This is a genomic window from Microcoleus vaginatus HSN003 (assembly GCF_022701255.1).
GTDB classification, from domain to species: Bacteria; Cyanobacteriota; Cyanobacteriia; order Cyanobacteriales; family Microcoleaceae; genus Microcoleus; species Microcoleus vaginatus_B.
On record NZ_CP031705.1, the window covers coordinates 5,178,252 to 5,202,018 of the forward strand.

At 47.1% G+C, this 23,767-nt stretch carries 15 protein-coding genes; 5 read left to right on the forward strand and 10 right to left on the reverse strand.

The features are described 5' to 3' along the window. Nucleotides 1-825: 825 nt before the first annotated feature. Nucleotides 826-2,247, reverse strand: a complete 1,422-nt coding sequence (locus tag D0A37_RS22445) for an O-antigen ligase family protein (RefSeq protein WP_242717676.1) — start codon at nt 2,245-2,247, stop codon at nt 826-828. A gap of 205 nt (nt 2,248-2,452) precedes the next feature. Here D0A37_RS22445 and D0A37_RS22450 point away from each other — a divergent pair, with 205 nt between their 5' ends. The 3 genes from D0A37_RS22450 (at nt 2,453) to D0A37_RS22460 (ending at nt 7,070) form a co-directional block, all read left to right on the forward strand. Further along, complete coding sequence (locus tag D0A37_RS22450) at nt 2,453-3,925, forward strand: polysaccharide biosynthesis/export family protein (protein ID WP_242717678.1); 1,473 nt, start codon at nt 2,453-2,455, stop codon at nt 3,923-3,925. A 120-nt stretch (nt 3,926-4,045) separates the two neighbouring features. Beyond that, nucleotides 4,046-6,382, forward strand: coding sequence for a GumC family protein (locus D0A37_RS22455; RefSeq protein WP_242717680.1), 2,337 nt, complete (start codon nt 4,046-4,048; stop codon nt 6,380-6,382). A gap of 322 nt (nt 6,383-6,704) precedes the next feature. Beyond that, nucleotides 6,705-7,070, forward strand: a complete 366-nt coding sequence (locus tag D0A37_RS22460; RefSeq protein WP_039886668.1) for a response regulator transcription factor — start codon at nt 6,705-6,707, stop codon at nt 7,068-7,070. Nucleotides 7,071-7,135: 65 nt separating this feature from the next. Here the strand turns inward: D0A37_RS22460 and D0A37_RS22465 are convergent, their stop codons facing one another. From D0A37_RS22465 to D0A37_RS22490, 6 genes are all read right to left on the reverse strand, one after another. Further along, the gene (locus tag D0A37_RS22465; RefSeq protein ID WP_242717682.1) at nt 7,136-7,633 is read right to left on the reverse strand and encodes a hypothetical protein; all 498 of its coding nucleotides are present in this window, start codon (nt 7,631-7,633) and stop codon (nt 7,136-7,138) included. A 328-nt stretch (nt 7,634-7,961) separates the two neighbouring features. Beyond that, nucleotides 7,962-10,880: a response regulator gene (locus tag D0A37_RS22470; protein ID WP_242717684.1), complete on the reverse strand. Its 2,919-nt coding sequence runs from the start codon at nt 10,878-10,880 to the stop codon at nt 7,962-7,964. 423 nt (nt 10,881-11,303) lie between these two features. Further along, complete coding sequence (locus D0A37_RS22475) at nt 11,304-12,776, reverse strand: sensor histidine kinase (protein WP_242717686.1); 1,473 nt, start codon at nt 12,774-12,776, stop codon at nt 11,304-11,306. 251 nt (nt 12,777-13,027) lie between these two features. Next, nucleotides 13,028-13,474: a response regulator gene (locus tag D0A37_RS22480; protein WP_242717688.1), complete on the reverse strand. Its 447-nt coding sequence runs from the start codon at nt 13,472-13,474 to the stop codon at nt 13,028-13,030. Further along, the gene (locus tag D0A37_RS22485; protein ID WP_242717690.1) at nt 13,437-15,395 is read right to left on the reverse strand and encodes a sensor histidine kinase; all 1,959 of its coding nucleotides are present in this window, start codon (nt 15,393-15,395) and stop codon (nt 13,437-13,439) included. Before D0A37_RS22485 ends, D0A37_RS22480 begins: the two co-directional genes overlap by 38 nt. A gap of 702 nt (nt 15,396-16,097) precedes the next feature. After that, the gene (locus tag D0A37_RS22490; protein ID WP_242717692.1) at nt 16,098-17,303 is read right to left on the reverse strand and encodes a 4-hydroxy-3-methylbut-2-enyl diphosphate reductase; all 1,206 of its coding nucleotides are present in this window, start codon (nt 17,301-17,303) and stop codon (nt 16,098-16,100) included. A gap of 200 nt (nt 17,304-17,503) precedes the next feature. Between D0A37_RS22490 and D0A37_RS22495 the strand changes: the two genes are divergently transcribed. Further along, nucleotides 17,504-17,893 (forward strand): GxxExxY protein, encoded by a 390-nt coding sequence (locus D0A37_RS22495; RefSeq protein WP_242717694.1) that lies wholly within the window; start codon nt 17,504-17,506, stop codon nt 17,891-17,893. A gap of 127 nt (nt 17,894-18,020) precedes the next feature. Here D0A37_RS22495 and D0A37_RS22500 read toward each other — a convergent pair whose 3' ends face one another. Further along, complete coding sequence (locus D0A37_RS22500; protein ID WP_242717695.1) at nt 18,021-19,460, reverse strand: ammonium transporter; 1,440 nt, start codon at nt 19,458-19,460, stop codon at nt 18,021-18,023. A 463-nt stretch (nt 19,461-19,923) separates the two neighbouring features. Beyond that, a complete protein-coding gene (locus tag D0A37_RS22505) occupies nt 19,924-20,841 on the reverse strand; it encodes an SGNH/GDSL hydrolase family protein (RefSeq protein ID WP_242717697.1) in 918 nt (305 codons plus the stop codon). Between the two features lie 282 nt (nt 20,842-21,123). Here D0A37_RS22505 and D0A37_RS22510 point away from each other — a divergent pair, with 282 nt between their 5' ends. Then, nucleotides 21,124-21,726: an IS607 family transposase gene (locus D0A37_RS22510; protein ID WP_242717699.1), complete on the forward strand. Its 603-nt coding sequence runs from the start codon at nt 21,124-21,126 to the stop codon at nt 21,724-21,726. A gap of 417 nt (nt 21,727-22,143) precedes the next feature. Here the strand turns inward: D0A37_RS22510 and D0A37_RS22515 are convergent, their stop codons facing one another. After that, on the reverse strand, nt 22,144-23,745 hold the full coding sequence (locus tag D0A37_RS22515) for an ammonium transporter (protein ID WP_242717700.1): 1,602 nt from the start codon (nt 23,743-23,745) through the stop codon (nt 22,144-22,146). Between the last annotated feature and the right edge of the window lie 22 nt (nt 23,746-23,767).

The window sequence follows — 23,767 nt, forward strand, 5'->3', positions numbered from 1 at the left end:
TAGGCAAGCGTGTAACAATTATGCTGCCTATTTTTTTTTAGCACACATTGGCTCAATCCGTACAAAGGTATGGGTTTCAGGCTGGTTGTTACCCCCCCAGGATTTTTTGCTGAATTCTCAATTTTCTACCCTTACGCTGTCTGTTGAAACTATCGCAGACAGTTTTTTTCTCTTGTTGCAAGTCTCCGAGAACGTCAACGGTCGCTGGCATCTATCTTCTGGTTGAACCTGATAGCTTGTCGCCAGCGACCGTTCCCGTTCTTGATAAACGTTCGCCAGTCTCACCGCGAGCGCACTTTTTGAACTGCTTAGTCTAAACTCCAATTGACCACTCACGTCGAAATAAAGGACTGAGAGCAAAATCTCCTAAACATGAGACGTGGCGGGTCGTCATCGCTGCATCTGCCAGCTCAAATGTGGCATCTTTGGCATTGCCGAGACATTCATAAGCTTGTTGACGAAATTCGTATAATTGTTCAAACAGAGATTGCAGGTAGATTTGAGATTTTTTGCTGAATTCTCAATTTTCTACCCTTACGCTGTCTGTTGAAACTATCGCAGACAGTTTTTTTCTCTTGTTGCAAGTCTCCGAGAACGTCAACGGTCGCTGGCATCTATCTTCTGGTTGAACCTGATAGCTTGTCGCCAGCGACCGTTCCCGTTCTTGATAAACGTTCGCCAGTCTCACCGCGAGCGCACTTTTTGAACTGCTTAGTCTAAACTCCAAGACGGAACAAGCTACCATTTTTTCAGAGGGGTTTGAGGGCTAGATCCCTGATGATACGGACGTTTTGACGGGGTTGTCACCCCGTGAAGAACTTTACTTCAGTCGACAGTGCGAGCTACAGAACGCCTTTGAGGGTTGCTGCTGCTACTGTTGGAAGTGTTACTAGCATTGTCTATGGCAAGTCTAACTGTCAACATTACATAACTCAGCCAAGCATTTCCGATTCCCAGGATCTGAGCTTCTGTGATGTTGCTCATAATAATAGACACCAGAAAACAAATAGGCATTCCCGCGTCTTCCAGCTTGCTACGACTCAAATACCGGACTGCGTAAGCCAAATTAAGAAGCAGGGAAATCATCATTAAGATTAATCCCGGCCAACCGAAGGCTAACAATATTCCGATCGCGCCATTGTGAGGATTTTTCGGTTGAAATCCGTTAGTAGTATAAATAAAATAAGCAGGAGTAGCGGGGCCTAACTTATCTTGTTGAAAAAATCCCTCGTATCCGTAGCCCAACCAGGGGCGCTGATTGGCCGCAGCTATTAACTGCGGCCAGAATTCGGTCCGCCCAGTTAGAGTCAAGTCCTTGCCTAACCCACCTACAACAATCTCCTCTAGGTTGTCTACTACAAAAACCGTCATAATTATGCTGACCACCAGGAAACATATAATCGCAGTAAATGCCCACTGAAAACTTAATTTTTTTAGAAAATTTAGTGACGACACGGCCATTATTAATATGATAGTAATCACTAGAGCCGCTCCCGACTTATTAGCTCTCACCAGGTAAAAAGAAAAGAACATCATTCCCAAAGAAATCCAGCGTTCTTTCTGAGTTTTAGCTCCTTGAAAATAATGCAAATACCAAAATGCCGTACATAAAGCTAGGATTCCACCGAGGGAATTTTTAGCTTGCGTCAGGCCTACAAAGTCGCCTGCTCCCGGTGGTTTCATTATAAAACTTGCCAAACCCAGTGCCGTGTATCCCCACCGCCAAAAACGAGATAGATCATCCCATTTATATTGGGCTGCTAAGTAAAATCCGAAAGCAGTAAATCCTGAAAAAGCTAGGCCTGATCTTAGCGTTTCTTCAGGGACTACGGACCATAATGTAGACAGTGATGGCAGTAATGTATAAAATAAAAAGAAAGGATTCATGATCAATACTTGGGCAAAAAAATCTATAAATTTGCTACCAAAAGCCTTAATTCTAGAAAACAAAATTAATACTATCCACGGGTAAAAAACATAAGGTAGCATTGTTAAAATACCGCCGTCTGTGGATTTCAAATTACTAAAATGCAAGTAATTAAAAGGAGGTTGTGTGAGAGAGGGAGAGATGAAAATATAAAAATAAGCAAAGGTTTTTTCTAAAGCCAAACCTATTTTTTTGCTACTGGATAATTGAAATAATAGCAAAGTCGCGATTGCGATTATAGCAATTAGCATCCATATAAATAAAGAATTACCTAAAATCAGCTCTTTCAGCATAGCCGCTTTAGACACTGGTTGAGTCATAATTGCTTTCCTTTATCAAAAACAAGCTCAAGTAATCTAGATAGAAAATATAGCCGTCAACCCGCAACCACGCTAACACAGAAATTAGCCATAAAGCAAAAATACAGCAACCTTTTTTCGGCGCTCGCTTAAAATAATGAGCTTTTTGCCCAGCACTAAAAAGGCTACACTTATATAAATCATAGTCAATAAAATTAGGTGGCTTATGGTTAACACCAATTTTCCAAGACAGATAGCCCCGTCGGTCGTGGGTCTTGTCTTGTTTGCTTCCAGTGTCCTCGCTGACGCCAGAAGCACCCCGGCACAACTTCCCATCCCGCTAGGCGCAGAGCAAGCCCAGAATGTTGCGCCCGTTACGAGATCGCCGGAAAGCTATAAACTCGGTGGCGGCGATCGCATTCAAGTAGAAATACTCGAAGTACCCGAACTCAGCCGCGGCTACGAAGTCCTTTCCGACGGTTCAGTCAACCTGCCCCTAATCGGCTTGGTTTCCGTCCGTGGCCGCACCTTAGTAGAAGCCACCAACATCATCCGCAACGCCTACCGCCGCGTCCTCAAAGACCCCATAGTCACAGTCAGCCTCGTCGCCGCCCGCCCCCTCAACGTCGGCGTCATCGGAGAAGTCACCAGGCCCGGAAACTTCACCATCACCCTAACTCCTGGCCCGGGAGCCACGCCGAGTGTCCAGTACCCCACCGTCACCCAAGCGATCAGACTAGCAGAAGGCGTCACGGGTGTCGCTGACATCCGCAACATCCGCGTCCGCCGTCCCCAACGAGACGGGCCGGATCAAGTGCTCAACGTCAACCTGTGGAAATTCTTGCAAGAAGGAGACATCTCTCAAGACATCATTTTGCAAGACAGAGACACAATCGTGATTCCCACAGTCGCCAACTTCAACCAAGCAGAAGCTCGTCAATTTGCGACGGCTAACTTTTCGCCACCCCCAGAAAAACCTCGATCAATCTCCATCGTTGGCCAAGTCACCCGCCCAGGGGCTTACGTCGTGATCGGCGGCAACACCACAAACGACCTCAGCCGCGAAGGTTTTCCCACCGTCATCCGGGCCATTCAGCTAGCTGGCGGCATCACCTCGGATGCCGACATCCGGCAAATCCAAGTGCGGCGCGTCACCAGAAGAGGCGAACAAATTATCCCAGTCAACCTGTGGCAGTTCCTAGAGTCCGGCGACGGCGCCCAAGATACCATCCTCCAGGAGGGAGACACGATCATTGTGCCCAAAGCCACGATCGTCAACCCTGCTGAAGCTGGTGTGCTCGCTAGCACTAACTTTGCCCCCCTCGGCATTAACGTTTTTGTAGTAGGAGAACTCAGAACATCCCTCGATCCGTTGAGGCTCCCAGCTAATGCCACGCTGAATCAAGCTTTAATTTCCAGAGGATTTTTTGGCTACGAGAATACCAGAGCTAGAAGGGATCAAGTTGAGCTAGTGCGCCTCAATACCGACGGTACAGCTACTAAACGGACGATCAAAGTCAATTTAAGTCAAGGAATTAACGAAGAAACCAATCCTCAACTTCGCAACAACGACATGATTATCGTATCTCGCAGGGGTCTCGTCAATTTTGTCGATCGCCTGAACGCTGTCATCGGCCCTGTCGGGCCAGCTACGGGAGTGTTAAATTTTATAAACGTTCTCCGATTTTTATTCAGGTAAGAACGCGGCGGGTGAGGTGGATAATTCGTGGCAAAGGCTAGAATAAACTAAACAATAAGATTAACCCGCCGCGAAGTCGCCGCTTCAAAAATATCAACCTCACACATACCCAGGCTGAATATGGATAGCAGACAAGATTACCAACCCTTCACACCCAAATCGAATGGCAAACTGCCACAGTTCTCGGCTCAGAACTACAGAGAGCACTTCGTAGAGGAGAGAGAAGAAGAAAAGCTAGACTTGTCCTGGCTCTTAGGCGTCGTGCGCCGTCGCTTTCTGGTTATGGCAGCAGCCACCATAGCTTTGAGCGCCCTGGCAGGAACAGCGATCGTCGCCACTTCTAAAAGCATAACGGTCGAGTATGAAGGCTCCTTTTCCCTGTTAGTAGAACCAGCCACGGCTGAAGGTTTGCAATCCAAACTATTAAACAACACCCAAGCTGCCGACTTCGCAAGAATTAATATAGAAGGAATTAGCCTACTAGACTACGAAACCCAAATTAGGATTTTGCGAAGTCCCAAAATGATGCAGCCAGTGATTGAGGAATTGCGGGCTTCGTATCCCAAAATGAACTATAGCGAACTGATCTCCAAAATGTCGATCCAGCGCATCAGCTACACGAAAGATGGCAAACAGCAGGGTACAAAAATTTTACAAGTTCGCTACAAAGATTCAAACCGAAAAAAAATTTACCGCGTATTGGAAAAAATTTCTAAAGCTTATCTAGATTACAGCTTGCAGCAACGGCTGATGGGCATTAATCAAGGTATTAAATTTATAGATACGGAGATGCCCAAGCTCCGAGAAAGAGTGGAAGTTCTGCAACTGCAAGTCCAAAGATTGCGGCAGCAGAGCAACTTGTTTGAACCCCAGATGGAGGGAAAATCTCTGTCTGAACAAGTTCAAAGCCTTCGGGGCAAGCAAGTAGAAATTAGAGTTCAGCTAAAAGGGATGCGAAACCTCTACCAAAGCTATGAAAAACTACTCAACGAAAATAATCCCCAGGGGGTGCTGATGACCCAAGGGCAAGCTTACGGCGGACTCTTAGGTCAAATTCAGAGAATAGACTCGGAATTGTCATTAAAATTAGCTCAGTACAGAGAAGACAGTTTGCCAGTTTTAGCGCTGCGAAAAAGTCGGGAAGAACTGATTTTAACCGCCACTAAACAAGCAAGAGAAGTGGTGATGGGGAATTTAGAGAGTCAAATCAAAGAAGTTGAAGCGCGCGATCGCGAAATGACCGCTTTGCAAAATGCTCTCAACCAAAAAATTAGAAACTTTTCAGTTACAACCCGACAATACGACAATTTACAGCGGGAACTGCAAGTAGTTACTAAGAGCTTGTCGGACTTCTTGGCAAAACGAGAAGCCTTGGGGATTGATGCGGCTCAGCAGCAAATACCCTGGGTGCTGATAAATCCTCCGGAAATTCCGCTAGACAAATTCGGCAACCCTATAACAGCTACCGTCAAACAAACCAGAAAACAGTTAGCGCTGGCAGTAATTTTAAGCAGTTTGCTGGGCATAGCAGTCGGCTTGCTCGTAGAGGTACTAAATACTGTTTTCCACACTCCAGAATCACTGAAAATGGCCACACGATTGCCAATACTCGGGGTGATTCCGTTTACAAAAAAAATCAAGCGCCGACCGCCAGCTAGACAGAAGAAACTAACATCGGCTCGCTCGAACTCCAAAGTGGAAGTAGTCGCACCACTCGAAGCTAGACATACTGGTTCGATGAGCGGGGGACCAAGTATTTTGAGCGACTTGGACTATCAATTTTTAGAAGCATTTCGATCGCTATACACGAACATTCACTTGCTGAGTGCAGGCACGCCAATTCGATCGCTCTTAGTCGGCTCGGCAGTAGCCGGAGACGGCAAATCTACAGTAGCTTTGCACCTGGCAGCCACAGCAGCAGCAGTCGGACAGCGAGTATTGTTAGTAGATGCAGACTTGCGCTGCCCGCAACTGCACGCTAAGTTAGGACTGCCAAACGTGCGTGGCCTGGGCGATGCCATCTCCACTGATCTCAGCCTCAACGACGCGATTCAACGAGCCCCGAACCAAGAAAATTTGTTCGTACTCACCGCAGGCCAAATTCCCCCCGATCCGATCAAGCTTCTTTCTTCCAAAAAAATGCAGTATCTGATGGAGCAATTTCAAGCATTTTTTGACTTAGTAATTTATGACACCCCGCCACTAGCAGGCTTGGCAGACACCCACTTGATCGCAGCTCACACAGACGCTACGATTATGGTCGTCCAAATAGGGCAAACAGACCGATCGCAAGTTCGCAAAGTTTTAGAAGAATTAAGAATTTCTGGAGCTTCCGTCTTAGGAATGGTTGCTAACGGCTGCAAAAACACCGGTCATAGCTACCGCCAGCGCCCGGTCGTTTTAGAGACGCTCTACGACCAAAAAGTATCCACTTTTGGTACGAAAAATCCTAATTAGACAAATGTTGATGCAGGCGGCCGAGCGTCGCCGTCCTCAACCGGAAACGCACAACCAAGCTATACACTCATTTTTGGATAATAGTACCATTTGAGAAAGAAAATGATAGACTAACGGACATAGCCTCGTGTGTCAACCGAGATTGCGCGGATCTTTAAATTTTGCGGTAATTACTCAGAAAATGATGGAGAAATCAGCAAAAGTGGGTAAACTACATTTAGCAGAGCGCAATCTCAATCAGGCAAAGACACCTTTGAAGGTGAACGTTAGTGTAAACGTTAATGTGAACGTTTCAACCCAGAAACTTGGTAGGGATTATTCTATGAGTACAGTTATGGTTGTTGATGATAGCGTCACTCTGCGGGAGATGATCGCCGACTTGCTCAAAGGTAGAGGACTCAACGTCACAGTAGCGAGTGATGGCGTAGAAGCTCTAGAGCAAATCAAGGCTAACCGCCCAGATTTAGTCGTTCTGGATATCGTCATGCCCCGGATGAACGGCTACGAAGTCTGTCGTCGGCTCAAAAGCGACCCTAAAACCCAAAATTTGCCGGTGGTAATGTGTTCGAGCAAAAGCGAAGAGTTCGATCGCTACTGGGGAATGAAACAGGGAGCCGACGCTTACATCGCCAAGCCATTTCACCCTCAGGAATTGGTCGGCACTATTAAGCAACTGCTGCGAGGTTGAGGTAGAGGAATAGGGACAGGAAAAAATTGTCTTGAGTGCTTATTATTTCTGCTCCCACAGCCTCTCTAAACTACTCGATTGACAATAGTCCAAACATCCCCGTCCGATCGCACGTAGGGAACAGTAATACTCTTAAAACCAGTAATAAAAGGCTTGTAATAAACCTGCCAGTAGCTGGGACTAATTTGGTCGGCGATAGCTTTGAGTCCCTTCACTTCCGCCGCCAGTTCCGTCGCCAGTTCATTAATCCGTGCCGCGTGTCCCTGAGCGAGCGCTCTTCCTTCTTCAACTTGCTCCTCCATCGGAGTGATTCTTTGCAACTTTACCGACTGCTGCTGTTTCTGCCTCAGTTGAGCAGACAGAGCCGCGATCGCGTCATCTATCCCCTTGACTTCGGCCGACACTTGTGCTATCTCCCTCGCATGACGCCGATAAGCATCGGCGATCGCTTGGGGCGAATCACCGGCTGGGACAGCATCGGCAATACTAAGCTGCTGTCGTTCCAGGCGCAATTCCTCAATTTTAGAGTAAATTGCCTCTATATCTGTCTGAAGTTTGTCCACCTAATTACCGCGTGGTTGTTGAATATTTTAGCATATTAACACAAACCAATCACCTAATCGGCATAGAAATTGCATATTTTAGGCGAGCTAGAACCAAGGCCCCCCAAGAATAAGTTGAAGAGTTTGAAAAATACAAATTTTTATGTTTCTCAGTTGAGCGATTGCCGTCGATATCGAGTCCGGTTAATCAGCTCGTGTCCGATAAAATCAGCATTATACATTGGTAGTGAGGAATGCAAGTCCGAGCGAGTTTTACTAGGATTAAAGTCGTCACTACAAACACAATTCCCAATTCCCATTACCAATTATCAATTATTAATTGAATTTTTTAAGTTGTGATCTCTTGCTGCCTCCACTTGACTATACTCTCCACCAACACATCGGGTTGCACAGGTTTAGACAGATGTCGGTCAAAACCCGCAGCAAAAGCACGATCGCGGTCTTCATCCCTAGCATAAGCCGTCAGAGCGATCGCCCAAAATTTCCCTGTCTGCGTGTTCACAGAACGCAGCCTTCGTACCAGCGAATAGCCGTCTTCCTCCGGCATTCCGATATCGCTGACCACAACATCCGGTCCAAACTGCGAAGCCACCTCAAACGCCTCAGCAGCAGACGATGCAACCCTGACAGTGGCCCCGGAATCTGTCAAGACAAACCTCATAAATTCCCGCGAATCAACCTCGTCATCAACCAGCAAAATCTTAACTCCGAGTAAATTACCAGCGCCAGCCAAAACCTGCGCTTCCTCGTCGGCGATCGAATTTACCTGCATCGCAGGGAGACGGAAAGTAAAAGTCGATCCCATATTCAGTCCCGGACTCTGGGCCCAAACCGTGCCGCCGTGGAGTTCCACCAACTGCCGGACGATCGCCAGGCCCAGCCCCAAACCGCTATAATTGCGAGTAATCGTAGCATCCGCTTGGCGGAAAGAGTCAAACACGTAAGGCAAAAAATTCGGTGCAACCCCAATTCCCGTGTCGGTAACAGCCAGCTCAACCTCCGAATCAACTCTCGAAAGCCGGATTTCAACTCGCCCCCCGCGCGGCGTAAACTTAATCGCATTCGTCAGCAAATTCCAAATTACTTGCTGCAAGCGGCCAGGGTCTCCTGATACCCAAAATCTCGGATTTAACTCAGATTCAGGATTGCCAGAAACCTTCCCAAGTTGGGAAAATTCAGCAGTCTCTAAGGCCAAATCTCCAATTGCAAACCGCAAATCGATCGACTTAGCATCGGCAGCCAACCGCACCGTATTCACCGCTGCTTCCACCATCGAAATCAAATTTACCGCAGAAGGATTCAAAGTCAACTTGCCGCGAATTATTCGCGAAATATCCAGCAAATCATCAATCAATTGAGTTTGCAATTTAGCATTTCGCTCAATAGTGGACAAAGCTCGCCCAGTAGCAGCCGGACTCAAACTGCGTTGCTGCAGCAGTTGCGCCCAGCCCAAAATCGCGTTTAAGGGCGATCGCAGCTCATGAGAAAGAGTTGCCAAAAACTCATCTTTCATGCGATTTGCTTGCTGAGATTCCTCGTAAAGTCGGGCATTGTCGATCGCCGCCGACACCGCCTGAGCCAACTGCATTAAAATAGTTTCATCATCTTCGGCAAACTCCCCCTCGTACTTGTCCGACAACTGAATCAATCCCAGATTTCTGCCCTCGCGATCCGTCAGCGGTACCGCCAGCCAGCCCCGCATCGGCGGGTGCTTCCCTGCCGCCTTGCCGAACTCCCGCCATCTCGGGTGAGCCTCTAACTCGCTTTGAGTCATCCGCATCGCCTGTTGGTGCTGGCAAACTTCCTGGTAAATACCTGTACCGTCTGGCTCTTCGCAGTAATCTTGCCACGCGGCGTATTTTTCTGACATGGAAAACTTGCTAATTCCCGCATCCCAGGTGGCGGCAGGGTCGAGGTTGACCGCTACCTGGTGGACTTCGAGAATTTGGCGGGCGCTATCTGCTGCTAACTGAAGTATTTCTCCCACCGACAGCGTGGAGTTAATAGCTACTGACGCGGAGGTTAACTTTTGCAGGCGGCGCAAATACGACTGCTCGCGGGCCAAGGCGCGCGCGCGATCGTATTCTAACTGTTTGCGATCCGTAATGTCGATCGCCACGCCGAACAACCAAAGGGGTGTGCCGGATGTGTCAAAAACCACCCGCCCTTTGTCGTGAAGCCAAATCACTGAGCCGTCGGGTCGCACTTTGCGGTATTCCGACTCGTAAACTCCCGTGCCCCTGAATGCGGCATTTAACTCTGCCAAAAACCTTTCGCGGTCTTCTGGATGCACCGCATTCTTTTTTTGCTCAAAAGTACCAGAGGTGCTTTCTGGGCCCAAACCCATCTGTGTTTCGGCATTGGACGAACGGCGGACTTCCCCCGATGCCACATCCCAGGTAAAAGCGATCATGTTAGCTGCTTCTAGAGCAAAGCGCAAATTTTCCTCGCTTTCTTGCACCCGCGCTTCCGATAATTTACGCTCGGTAATATCCCAAACCAAGCCGATCGATCGCACCGATTTACCCGTCTCATCATCAAAAAACTTGCCCCTACCCGCGATCCAGTGCAAGCTGCCATCGGGCCAAAAAACTCTAAATTCGTACTTGTATTCTATTTTGTTTTCTAAAGCAAAACCAAGAGCCTGGGCGATCGAGCTTTGGTCATCCGGGTGTATGCAGGCCAAAAACGCTTCGTAAGTTCCCGGAAAACTGCCTTTTTCCAACCCGAATAAGAGTTCGTGTCCCTCCGACCAAACGACCTCGCCAGTTAATACATTCCAATCCCAAATTCCCATTTTCGAGGCTTCGATCGCCAATCTCAGCCTTTCCTCCGAAATTGCCAACTGCGCCGACGTTTTGGTGTAGTTCTCGCGCAACTGCTGTTTTTTCAAGCTTTCGCCCACGGCCGCCGCCAGGCGCTTTAAGTGCCGCCCTTTGAATACGTAATCGCTCAAACCCGCTTTCATAGCTTCGACTGCCACTTGTTCACTGCCGCTGTCAGTACACATAATTACTGGACAATTTGGGTAGCGGCTGTGAACTTTTTGGAGAATAGTTAATCCGTCGCTCCAGTGTAGTTGGTAGTCGGTAATTACTATATCAAAACCCCCGGCTGCCAGCATTTGTTCGAGAGTTTGGAAATCAATAACCGACTTAATTTCTAAATCGGGAAAAGTTTTCCTCAGTTCTCGATCGATCATCAGGCGATCGTTCGGGTTGTCGTCGATTAACAGAATAGATAGCATTAGCCGTTGAGTTTTGGTATGAGCGCAAACATTCTTAAATCTAACAATATGTTATTGAGCAATCTCGACAATTTAAATATGTACTTGGTGGGTTAGTTAGACTTGCCCATAAATTTATTGTATTTGCTTGGGTTTTATTATACTTTACAGCTTGTAATATCCTCAACCCGCCTTTTAGGGGCGTGTCCACAAGCAAATTAATTAAGTAAGTTGTTGTAAAACAGATCAGAAAGCCTGCTGAGGCGGGAAAGGTGCAAGAGATGAGTTAACTATCACTATACTAATTCTTTATTCTGTCTTCGGGTGTACACAAGCGGGTTGATTGATTCTTGGAGCTACAGCAGAATATTGCTGTTCAAACCCTCGTGCCTAGAACCTTATCTTTTAAATCCCGATTCACTGCGCGTTGCCGAACTTGCTTCCTCAACTCTCGCACTTGCGTAATTTTACCCAGAAGCGGGTACCGATTCCCGTCGATTTCAGCCCGATCGCACCGCCCATCTGATCGACTCCTTTGTTCGCTATCGCCAGCCCGATTCCCGTCCCTGGATACACTTCTTGACCGTGCAGGCGATCGAACAACCCAAAAATCCTCTGTTGAAATTTTTCTTCAATACCAATGCCGTTGTCTTCTACCCAAAGATATATATATTCCTCCTCAGCTTCTGCATAAACTCGCACCTGGGGAGCTATCCCAGGCTGCACGAACTTAATAGCATTGGAGAGCAAGTTAGCCAAGACTTGCTGCAGCGTAGGAGGATGGGCCAACACTACAGGTAGGGGTTCGACAACCGTTATGCGAGCTTGTTTTGCGGCAATCTCAGCCTCTAGTTGCGCGATCGAGCGAGCCACAATTAAATTAAGAGAGACTGCTTTTAGTGGCAAGTTAGCTTTGCTGAGGCGGCTGTACTCTAGCAAATTTTCGATTAAAGTATTCATCAGACTTGCAGCATCCGTAATCCGGTACAAGTAATCTTGTGAGGTAGCATCCAAGTTGCTAACTTGATCGTTGAGCAACATTTCAGCAAAAAACGAAATTCCCCGCAAAGGAGCGCGCAAGTCGTGAGAAACTGAATAGGTAAATGATTCTAGCTGTGCGTTAACTTCTTCTAACTCAGCAGTACGCTCTCTCACCCGCTCTTCCAAAGTTTCATTAAATTCGCGCAAAGCAAGTTCAGCTTGCTTGAGTTCCGTAATATCTTCCACCAATCCGTCGATCGTACTTTCACCTTCTGCGCTGTAGAGATATTGAGTAAACCGAATCCATTTTACTCGACCGTCTGCCAAAGGAAATGTAATTTCTAGATTTTGACACCGAGACTCCCCTGAATCTACCGGTTGCAAAAACAATTGCTGCCGATAAATTCCTTGGACATCTGCTAAATTGCTGGCATCAAACAAGCGCAAAAAAGCTTGATTGCTTTCCAAAAGCTGCCCCTGGGAACTCGCTCGAAAAACTCCGACATTTAAGCGTTCTAGCAGAGAATTAAGTTGATTTTCTAGCCGGGCGACTCGTTCCCAGGCGGCAACTTGATCAAGTACCCTGCGAACCGCAACGCAAAGGCGGACGTAGTGCTTCGGCGACTTGATAATGTAATCGTCCAATCCAGATTTCATCGCCTCTACAGCAATTTCTTCATTGCCAGTATTCGTAAACATTATAATCGGGCATTGTGGATAACGCGCTTTGATAGTTTTAAGCACATCTAAACCGTTCGTCCAGCGCAGTTGGTAGTCGGTAATTACCAGATTGAATCGACCTTGATTTAGTGCTTCCACCAACAATCTATTGTCAGAAATTTCCGTTACTTCCAATGCCGAAAATTGCCTCTCTAATTCGCGTTTGACGAGCAGCCGATCAGTGGGGTTGTCGTCAATTACTAAAATGTGTAACACTTTAACAATTTATAATTTTGCTGTTAGTTAGAGTGCCGAGCAATCACTCGGAATAAAAATGTGGGAGGTGACCTCTTGAAGATGATAGATGACGCGATTCCTCACTATAAACTTAATTTCCTCGTTATCAGAAATCTCCGGGTAACGAGGAAGCAAGCAATAAAAATGGGAAAAACGCCACTACCAGACAGAGCTTGGTAACCAGGAAACAAGCAATAAAAATCGAGAAACTTCCCCTAAAAACCAGAAAATTATAGACTTTCAGGGAGTTGGGTATAGTTGAGCCAATACTCGCTAAAACTCTGCATCATTTCTACTAAAGAAGCAAACCCGACCGGTTTAACCAAATAAGAATTTACCCCTAAATCGTAAGCTCGCTTGACATCAAGTGTTTGGCTAGAAGAAGTAAGCATAACCACTGGCAAGCGTTTTAGTTCCGGCTGCTGCTTGAGCCAAACCAGAACCTCGTGACCGGAGCGCCTAGGCAATTTCAAATCCAGTAAAATTATCGCAGGTAAAGGATAGCGATCGCGATCGCTGTACTCTCCGTCACCATTTAAATAAAAAACCGCTGCATCTCCATCTCGGACAATTTGCAGCGAAGTATTAGCAAAAGTCTCATTGCGAAAAGCCCGCTGCATTAATAGAATATCAACGGGGTTATCTTCCACCAGCAAAATCGTCTGCGTTTGGCTCATGCTTCCTCAGTTGTATCCAAAATCGACTGCCTTGTCCTACTTGAGATTCCACTCCCACTTGACCGCCCATGCGATCGACTCCTTTTTTCACAATAGCTAATCCTATACCAGTTCCCGGGTAAGATTCGATACCGTGGAGCCGTTCAAAGACGCGAAAAATGCGTTTTTGATGTTCTGGAGCAATACCGATCCCGTTGTCTTCTACCCACAGACGGATAATGCGGAGTGCCAATAGGCTAGTGGGCATCAGTAACTGGGAATGCTCCCACTGTCCCACTGTCCCCTTTGTCAATTCTTCCACTGTATTGCTCTCGGTCTCTCTCTCTTGAGGCTGCTCAATTTCCTCAGCCCAGATCTGCACTTGGGGTGGTGTTCCTTCCACAAATTTTATAGCATTGGTGAGCAGATTTGCGATTACTTGAACTAAAGTAACGCGGTGGGCAATTACCGCCGGCAAGGGCGAGCCAACACTGATTTGAGTGTGCCTGGATTTAGCGTCAGCTTGTACCATAGCAATTGCCTCGGCGACAGCAGATTCTAATTCTACAACTTGCATCGATAAATCTGTGCGGCTCAGGCGGCCGTAAGCTAGCAAATCTTGGATCAATGCTTCTAATTGTTGCCCAGAATTAACAATTTGCTGGGCATATTCTTGACCAAGTTCGTCGAGGAGTTGGCTGTAATCTTCTAATAAAGCTTCAGCCAATCCCTGCATTCCCCGCAGAGGAGCACGCAAATCGTGGGCAACGGTATAGCTGAAAGCTTCTAATTCTTCGTTAGCTGCTTGAAGTTGATTGGTGCGGAGTTCTACTCGCCGTTCTAAGGTAGCGTTGAGCATCCGAATTTCCGCTTCTGCTTGTTTGCGCGCAGTTACGTCAATTGCGGTACTAATTACTAAACTTCTGCCGTCGGAAAGCTGGCCTAAAGGTGCGGAATAAAAGTCCCAAATTCGACTTTCGCCGCTGGCTGTGGCAATCATATATTCGCCTTCAGAAATGCGCGCGTTTAATCGGTGCAGCCGATCGATATCTGCTTGCACTAGCGATTTGCGGCTGTGGTAAGCTTTTTCTGTCCAATCTTCAATTGTAGGAATTTCTGAGTATTCGTAGCCTGAGAGTTCTGTCCAAGCGCAGTTAATTTGCAAAACTTCTCCGTTTTCAGCGTGCAGCATAATTGGCAGCGGTGCGTTGAGAATGGCGCTACGGAAACGTTCTTCGCTTAATTGTAGGGAGTGGCGATCGTGCTCTAGCTGGTCTAAAAGTTGATTTTGCTTAATTTCGGCATTGTCGCGCAAAGTTCGATCGCGCTTCACCAAATAGTAAACCAACACCATCAACAGGAAATTTACTAAAGCAGCAACGGTAAAACTCAGGATTGTCCAATGAGCGCTCCTTTTAGATTCTCGGGCGCGCTGCTGCAATAGCTGAGTTTCTTCGGCAGTCATGGCGGCTATCTGCTGCCGAATGCCGCCCATGATTTGCTTTCCCCTACCGGATTTTACTTCCTGCAGCGCTGCTTCTAAGTGTTGTGTGCGTCGCAGATTGATGGTTCCTTCAAGTTCGGCTAATTTAGCATCGATCGCAATTTTCAAATCGCGAAGGCGCTGTTGCTGCCGCTTATTGTCAGCCGTTAGCTGCTGCAATCCGACTACTTGTTTGTTGATGCGGGCGATCGCGCTGTGATACGGTTCTAAATACCGTTCTTCTCCCGTCAGCAAATAACCGCGCTGTCCGGTTTCAGCATCTTTTAAGGTGGAAAGCGTAGCTTCGAGTTCGGTTAAAACTTGGTGAGTGTGGCTCACCCAGTGTTCGTTTTCGAGTAATTTGAGAGTGTTGCGGTAGGAAGTTGCCGCATTGAAAATTAGCAGCGCCACCACCATTCCGATACCTGCGGTTATTTGGGGAGTCAGTGATTGTTTCATGAAATAGTCGGCGTGCGAGTCCTGCTTTTTTTTATTTTAGCTGGATACAGACTACTCGAATTTTTGGCGCGGGCCTATAGAGCGACTAAAGACTATAAATTTAAGGCTCAAATGTGCGATCTATTCTGTTTACTTTAGTCGGCTTCCTCCTTGCATCCCCCTTAAGTCTGAAATTCTAGAAATCGCGCTCTGGCGTCTCGTGCTTCAGGCAGACACCAGACAATCTAGGATAGCCTGCAAAGCTTAATTCCCCTTTTTTCTCATCGATTTTTGTATCGTTCGTTTTCCTTTGGCAGTTTCAAATTGCCGCCCAAAGAAAGGAGTCTTTACCTATTGATTTAAGTTGATTTTTGGGGTATACTTTAGATAATGGGAGTGGTAACATAAATTTTATTTTGGTCACTATTACCATTATCTAAAATATACATTATCCATCTGCATAAGTCAAGATTTTTACCCCAAAAAAAGGCGATTTTTTAATATTTTATTTAAAAAATAACCTATTAGAGGCAGGGGAGAAATTTACAAGAGCTAGGATACAGATAAATAGTATCAAAAATGCGAGCGATCGGGTAATTGCGGAGGATTCATCGATTGAAATTAATTTAATATCAAATCCCGTAACATCGGAATTATCTGTTTGCGAGACGATCGCACTGCACTCGCAAAAGGATAATTCCGATGGCCGCGAAAACGATATAATTAGGCAACCACAGCGGCTTTCATCGCCAAAATGCGATCGATCGCATCTTCAACAACCTTATCAGGCGTAGAAGCACCCGAAGTCACGCCCACCACAATTTTACCCTCCGGTAGCCAACCTTCAGTTACGACCAAATCTGCCCCCAAAGGCTTGTGTTCGATGCGATTTCCCGGTAAAATGCGCTCCGCACAATCAATGTGATAAGAAGGAACAGTTTTGTCGATCGCAATTTCCTGCAAATGCGTAGTATTAGAAGAATTAAAACCCCCAATCACCAGCATCAAATCCAACTTTTCCTCAACCAAACTCAACATAGCATCTTGCCGTTCCTGAGTCGCATCGCAGATAGTATTAAAACTCTGAAAATGCTCGTTCAAATTCTCAGGCCCAAACTTCCGCATCATCGTTTTTTCAAATAACTTGCCAATGGTTTCTGTCTCAGTTTTGAGCATAGTAGTTTGGTTAGCAATACCAACACTTTCCAAATCCACATCTGGGTCAAAACCAGCAGAATAAGCCTTGCTAAATTTAGCAAGAAATTCATCGCGGTCGCCCCCATGCAAGATATAATTGCTGACATATTCAGCTTCCTGCAAATTCAATACAATCAAATACTTATCAGCAAAAGAACTCGTAGCAACAGTTTCCTCATGCTTGTATTGACCGTGAATAATCGAAGTATAATTCCTCTTCTTGTGCTTCTCAACAGTATTCCAAACCTTAGAAACCCAAGGACAAGTAGTATCAACAATCTTGCAGCCCTTATCATTAAGCAACTGCATTTCTTGGACGCTCGCCCCAAAAGCTGGTAAAATTACCACATCGCCGCTATCGACAACCGAAAAATTTTTCTGCCCATTTTCAACAGCAATAAAACCAACTTCCATATCCCGCAAATGCTGATTGACAGACGGATTATGAATAATCTCATTAGTAATCCAAAGCCGTTCGGTTGGGAAATGCTGGCGAGTCTCGTAAGCAATAGCTACAGCGCGTTCCACCCCCCAGCAAAAGCCAAAAGCCTCAGCTAGCCGGATCGTGACTGCGCCGCGTTCCAGCCTGTAATTATTGTCGCGAATTTGCTGGATCAGACTGCTTTGATAAGCCGTCTGCATCACGCCAGCTACCTCAGCTTCGTGTCCGAAACCCTTGCGGTGGTAGTTTTCAGACTGTTGGAGCGATCGTTTAAAAGCTTTAGTATCCATGCGGTATCGAGTTGAAATCTAGGTTAATTACCTTTGATTTTAGAATGCTTGGGGTGCGATCGGGATTATTGGCTCAGTAGGGAGGAGGAGATATGCTGTTTATATTATCGACACATGAGGGGGAAGAAGGAATGAACCGCGAAGACGCGTTCGGCGAAGCCGTTCCCGTAGGGTAGGACGCGAAGGAAGAAGAAAGAAGAATGAGACAATTGGGCGAACCGCTAGAACACTTAGCCTATAGAGTGATTGGGGCGGCTATTGAGGTGCATCGGCTTTTGGGACCAGGATTTTTAGAATCAGTGTATCAGGAATCCTTAGAACTTGAATTTCGGATGCGAGGGATACCTTGTCAGCCTAAAAAGCCCGTAGCAATCACCTACAAAAGTCATCAAGTCGGCGAAGGTCAATTAGACTTTATGGTTGGCGATATCCTCATTGTCGAACTAAAAGCTGTAGAAAAGCTAGCTCCCATCCACGAAGCCCAAGTTATCTCTTATCTTAAAATGACCAAAAACAGCTTGGGCCTTCTCATCAACTTCAACGTTCCGATCCTCAAAGAAGGCATCAAACGGATCATACTCTCATCTTAACCCTTCTTCCTCTTCCTTCTTCGCGCTCTTCGCGCCTTCGCGGTTCGTTAAAAAAAAAACTAAAAAAAAGCCGAGAGACCCAGATAGCTGAGTCTCTACACGATCGAACTCCCACAAAAAATCCGCTTTAAACCTTCTTCGGCGCAAAAGGAGAACCCGATTCAAACGAACTGAAACCGCCGGCAAAATCCTCACCGTAAGCCTCTTCCCCGTGCAGGTCAATATCCAAACCTTTGTCTTCAGCAGAGGAGGATACTCGCAGTTCCATAAACTGTTCCAAAATTTTCAGGATCACAAAAGTGCCGACACCCGCAAACACGTAAGTAGCTAGAACGCCTATCAACTGGGTTCCGATTTGCCCCGGATTCCCAGCAAACAGCCCGTCATTTCCGGCAGCGTTCACCGTTTTAGTCGCAAATAGGCCCGTCAGAATTACGCCCACTGTTCCGCCGACGCCGTGAATCGGGAAGGTATCCAAAGAGTCGTCAAATCCCAGCTTAGCGCGCCAGCCAATGGCAAAGAAGCAGCAAACCGAAGTGATCGATCCGATCAAAAGCGCCCCCACTGGCAGCACGAATCCAGCCGCAGGTGTGATGCCTACCAATCCGGCGAGGAAACCGCTAGCAATTCCCACTGCTGTCGGTTTGCCTCTGAGTACCCATTCCACAATTGTCCAAGTTAAACCGCCGGCTGCTGTTGAAATCATCGTTGTGACAAAAGCCACTGTTGCTAAAGAACCAGAACCAAAAGCGCTACCACCGTTGAAGCCAAACCAGCCGAACCACAGCAGCCCAATTCCCAGCAAGACGTAGGGTACGTTGTGGGGGGTGTGGGGCTTCTTCAAGTGGTCTTTGCGGGGCCCGATTACCCAAGCTGCGACAACCGCAGAAACACCGCAACTGATGTGTACGACTGTGCCGCCGGCAAAGTCGAGAACTCCGATCGCCTCCAGCCAGCCTCTACCCCAAACCCAGTGGGCTAAAGGAGAGTAGATGAAGGTAGACCACAACAGACCGAACCAGAAATAGGTTTTAAATGTTACCCGTTCGACGATCGCCCCGGAAATCAAGGCGGGAGTGATGATGGCGAACATCATCTGGTACACCATGAAGACTTGGTGCGGTATTGTCGGTGCGTAGCCGATCGGATCTGGTGTGTCCGCCGTGACGTTGTTTAGGAACATCCAGTCGAAGCCACCGATGAAGCTTTCGATCCCTTGACCAAAGCCTTGATCATTGAGGTTGCTGGCGGTGACATCAAAGGCTAAACTGTAGCCCCACAGCGTCCAGGTGACGCCGATCAGTCCCATCATGATTAAGCTCATCATCATGGTGTTGAGGACGTTGCGCGATCGCACCAGTCCCCCGTAGAAAAACGCCAGCCCTGGTGTCATCAGCAATACCAGTGCTGAGGAGACCAACATCCAGGCGGTATCGCCGGTGTCGATCGGATTCGGCACCACCGCCACAGCAGTACCAGCCGCATCTTGAGCTAAGGCATTGTCCGTCAGCGGTACGCTTAACAGCCACAGCGCGATGATGCCGATCGTTAAACTTTTTTTGATCACGTTAGTTGTACCTTCTCATACTCAGCAATTTTCAGGGAAGACCGAGCCGATTTTAGATGCGAGGATTTTAGATGCAATAGTTATTTGGTTTTAAGTCCGTGTTTTAGCGGAACAAATCTTCAATAGATAATTCCCCAATCCTCAACCCCCCGACTTCGTATAGCCGGACTCATCTAAATTCGTCAACTCTCAATCTAATGGTCTATGCCTTTTGGATTGCACCATTTGTATAAACAGCTATTCTGTATCACCCTATACTAAATAGCTAACTATCATATTTCTTAATGTATCCCTCGCTACTTGACATAGCCAGTGACAACAGAGTAATCGGGGAGGGGGAGTTGAGGAGATGGCAAGAATTTTGAGTTGGGGAGAGTGGGAGGAGGAGAGGGGGAGAGTTAGGGAGAATGTTACTTTATCCTTTATGTTTCTAACTAATGACTAATGACTCCTTAGTTATGACTCATGACTCATTTTTCAACTGCATCTGATCGAACAATTGCAGGGCCGATCGCCAAACCAGATAACCTTGATCGTTAAGGTGCAAGCCGTCTGTGCTGAGTTCGGTTGGTAAATTGCCTTCAGCATCCGCAAACAGCGGGTACAAATCCAGATACAAAACATTTTCAGAACTAGCAATTTCTTTCAGCCGTCGATTTATTGCCCTAATCCGGCTGTTAGGAATCGCCAACAGGCGATCGCGATTTTCCCAAGTAGCTTGTTCCCCGCTGTGCGGCAAAATCGACTGCACAACCACTTGTGCTTTGGGGTGAGCCCACCGCAAATCACGAATAATCTGCCGCTGGTTGTCCAAAATCCCTTCGTTGCTTGCGCCGCGCAACAAATCGTTAATCCCAATCATTACAAACACGGTATCCGGCGCAGTTCGATCGAACAACTGCAACCGCTTCAGCAAACCCACGGAAGTCTCCCCCGAAATCCCTTGATTCAGCCAAAATCGATCGACTGGTAACAGCTTTGTTGGAAACCACATACTGAGAGAATCGCCAGCCAAAACACTTAGTCTGGAGGGTCGATTCGCCGCCGCCGCCTCAGCTTCGCGACCCAACTGCGTCACCCACTGCTGGTAAGTCCATTTATGTCGCGGTCCTGGAACGGGCACGTCTAGCAATGCCTTTGCAGAGAGCGTCGATTCGTCCATTTGTTCTTCAGCGGCTTCTGCCGTCACTGCCGCACTTACCGGGAAGCTTTCTGTCAAGTTGTTTCCCCGCACCAGTAGTTGAGCTACTGTGATTATCAGTACCCCGTTCGTCACCAAAGAGAGCAAAGCCCAAACCGGAACAGTTTTCGATCGGCTAACTTCCATCCCTAAGAGGGATTTATGAGTTCTACTTCTGCTACCTCCTCCAAACTTCTCCATAAACTCAAGCTATTTGCAGGCATCACACCGAATAATTTGCATTCATCACTACATCCAATTTTACCGCTCAATTAAAGCGTCAATTCTTGTAAGAATCAAGCGCTGTGCTGTGTTGAGCGCGACGGCGATGCAGAACTTTGCTTTTTCGCACTACTTTACCATAAAAAATCTGCCTACCAAACTTTCTTGCACATAAATTCGGGTGGGTCTCGGTCTGCTGACTGGACAAAAATATATCTAAAACTTACCGAAATTACTCATTTCTGATGCTAAAATCCAAAAATGAAAAAATTAACTATAACAGAAGCAGCCAAACTTAAAGGTGTGAGCGCTTCCACCTTGCGCCGATGGGAAGCCGAAGGCAAGCTAATACCGGAACGCACGGCTAACGGTCACAGACGCTATGACCTAGCTCATCTTCTCGGCTTAAAACGCGAGGGCGCTTTAACCGTTGCTTACGCTCGCGTTAGCAGTCACAACCAAAAAGATGATTTAGACAGACAAAAACAAGTTTTGGAATTGTTTTGTGCATCTCAGGGGTGGCAATTCCAAATCATTGATGATGTAGGTTCTGGGGTTAATTACAGTAAGCGGGGTTTACAACATCTAATTCGGGCGATCGCAGACAATCAAGTAGAAAGGTTGGTATTAACTCACAAAGACAGACTGCTGAGATTTGGTTCGGAACTAATTTTTAATTTGTGCGAGCACTTTGGAACAGAGGTAGTGATTATAAATCAAACCGAAAATACTAGCTGTGACGAGGATTTAGCTAAAGATATACTAGAAATAATCACTATTGTCTCCGCCCGCCTTGATGGCAGCAGGAACCCCAAGAACAAGCGCATCGTTGAAGAACTGAAAGCCATTGCCGGTAAACTCTGATCAATACACCAGTTTGCAAAGCTAGTCAGTTACAGATTCTCAATTCCCAATTACCAATTACCGCCCCAAATCTCATGCAATCGCAAACTACTATATGTAAGGCGTTGCATAATAGCGGCATGATTTTGATTTTTTTGTCGGATGGGATCTCTTCGCCCGAAGCCGTGTATTTTCACAGCAGGCGGGACACCCCACAATCATCATCAAATTGTGCAACGCCATATGTCAGCCCTTAAAAGTCAACTAAACATAAAATTATGCCCGCGTTCGCATCGAAGATTGAAACGCGAGCACAACGATAGATAGCCATAAGTAGGCAGATTTCAGATGGTGGTTTTTCTGAATAAAGGCGTGAATTAGCTGATAAATAGCTAACCTAGGCCACGAAAGCTCAAGTGGTCGATCCCTTCGCACACTCTACAGTTTGGTAGTCTTGCCTCCAGAACCCCCACCATAACCGCCGTAGCTGGTCTCACTTCTGTTATCCAAGCTCGTTTCCTTCACAAACCCGGTGTAAGCTTCCATCCCGTGTTCGCCGATATCCAAACCTTCAGCCTCCTCTAAAGCAGAAACGCGGATACCCAGCAAAGCTTTGAGCGCCATCCAAAAAATCGTACTCAGCAGCACGGTCATCCCGCCTACAGAGATAATGCCGACCAACTGCGCCCAGAGTTGAGCGAAACCTCCGCCCACAAGCAATCCGGCTGCCGGGCCTGTGGTATAAAGCCCAGTTGTAGGCCCGTCAGCAAACAGCCCAACTGCCAGAGTTCCCCAGATGCCGCAGACTAAGTGAACTGAAGTTGCGCCTACAGGGTCGTCAATTTTCAAGTTGTCGAAGAAAGTGACGGCGAAAACTACCAGGATACCGGCGATCGTGCCAATAATGGCAGAGTTTGGCACGTTGATCCAAGCACAGCCCGCTGTTACCCCGACTAAGCCGGCGAGGATACCGTTGATAATCATCGAAAGGTCGGGTTTGCCCAGGTACAGCCAAGCAGTAATGGTTGCAGCAATTCCCCCGAAGGCAGCGGCAGTGTTGGTGGTGATCGCAATGTGGGCGATAGCATTTGGATCGAGTGCCATTGTCGAACCGGGATTGAAACCGAACCAGCCCAACCACAAAATCAAACAGCCCAGGGTGGCAATGCTCATATTGTGTCCCGGCATCGCCACAGTATCGCCGTCGCGGTACTTACCAAGCCGCGGCCCCAAAAATGCCGCTCCCATCAAAGCAGCCCAACCGCCTACCGAGTGAACCACTGTCGAACCGGCAAAATCCCAGAAGCCTGCGTCTGCCAGCCAGCCGCCGCCCCAAATCCAGTGTCCGGTAATCGGATAAGCAATACCTACTAGCAGCAAGCTGAAAATTAAGAATTCAAGGAATTTAATTCGCTCTGCAACGGCTCCAGAAACGATCGTGGCAGCAGTTCCAGCAAAAACTAATTGGAAAAAGAATTTAGCGTTAAGAGGCACTCCCGTCCAGTTTAATGCGCTGAAAATGCCTTGATAAGCGTCTCCTGTGGCGGGGCTGTTGTCGGGTACATTCCACAGAAAAAATCCGCCGCTGCTGCCAATAAAACCATTGCCGTCGCTAAACATTAAGGCAAAGCCGATCGCCCAATATGCGATCGTTGAAAGCGCAAAAACAATCAAGTTTTTGGAGAGCACGTTGACTGCATTTTTTTGGCGGCAAAAACCGGTTTCCAACATACCGAAACCGGCGTTCATAAAGAACACTAGCATCCCAGCAACCATGACCCACATGGTATCCATGCCCACCTTAAGGCTTGCTAATTGTTCCTCGGTGGTTGGCGCGGGAGCTGTTTGGGCTACCGCCGCATATCCCCACACCAAGACGATGATTGCAGCTAAAGGTATGCAGGCTTGCCAACTTGGAGTGAGGCGGGCGATCGCCCTTTGTAATTTCTTCAACCTGTTGACTTTCGTAATAAATTTAGCTGCTGGCAAATTTAAAGCCTCCCGCCTGACTTGTTTCGACTTTTTCTTTCCGACAGTCATTTTAATCACTTTTACCCTCTTT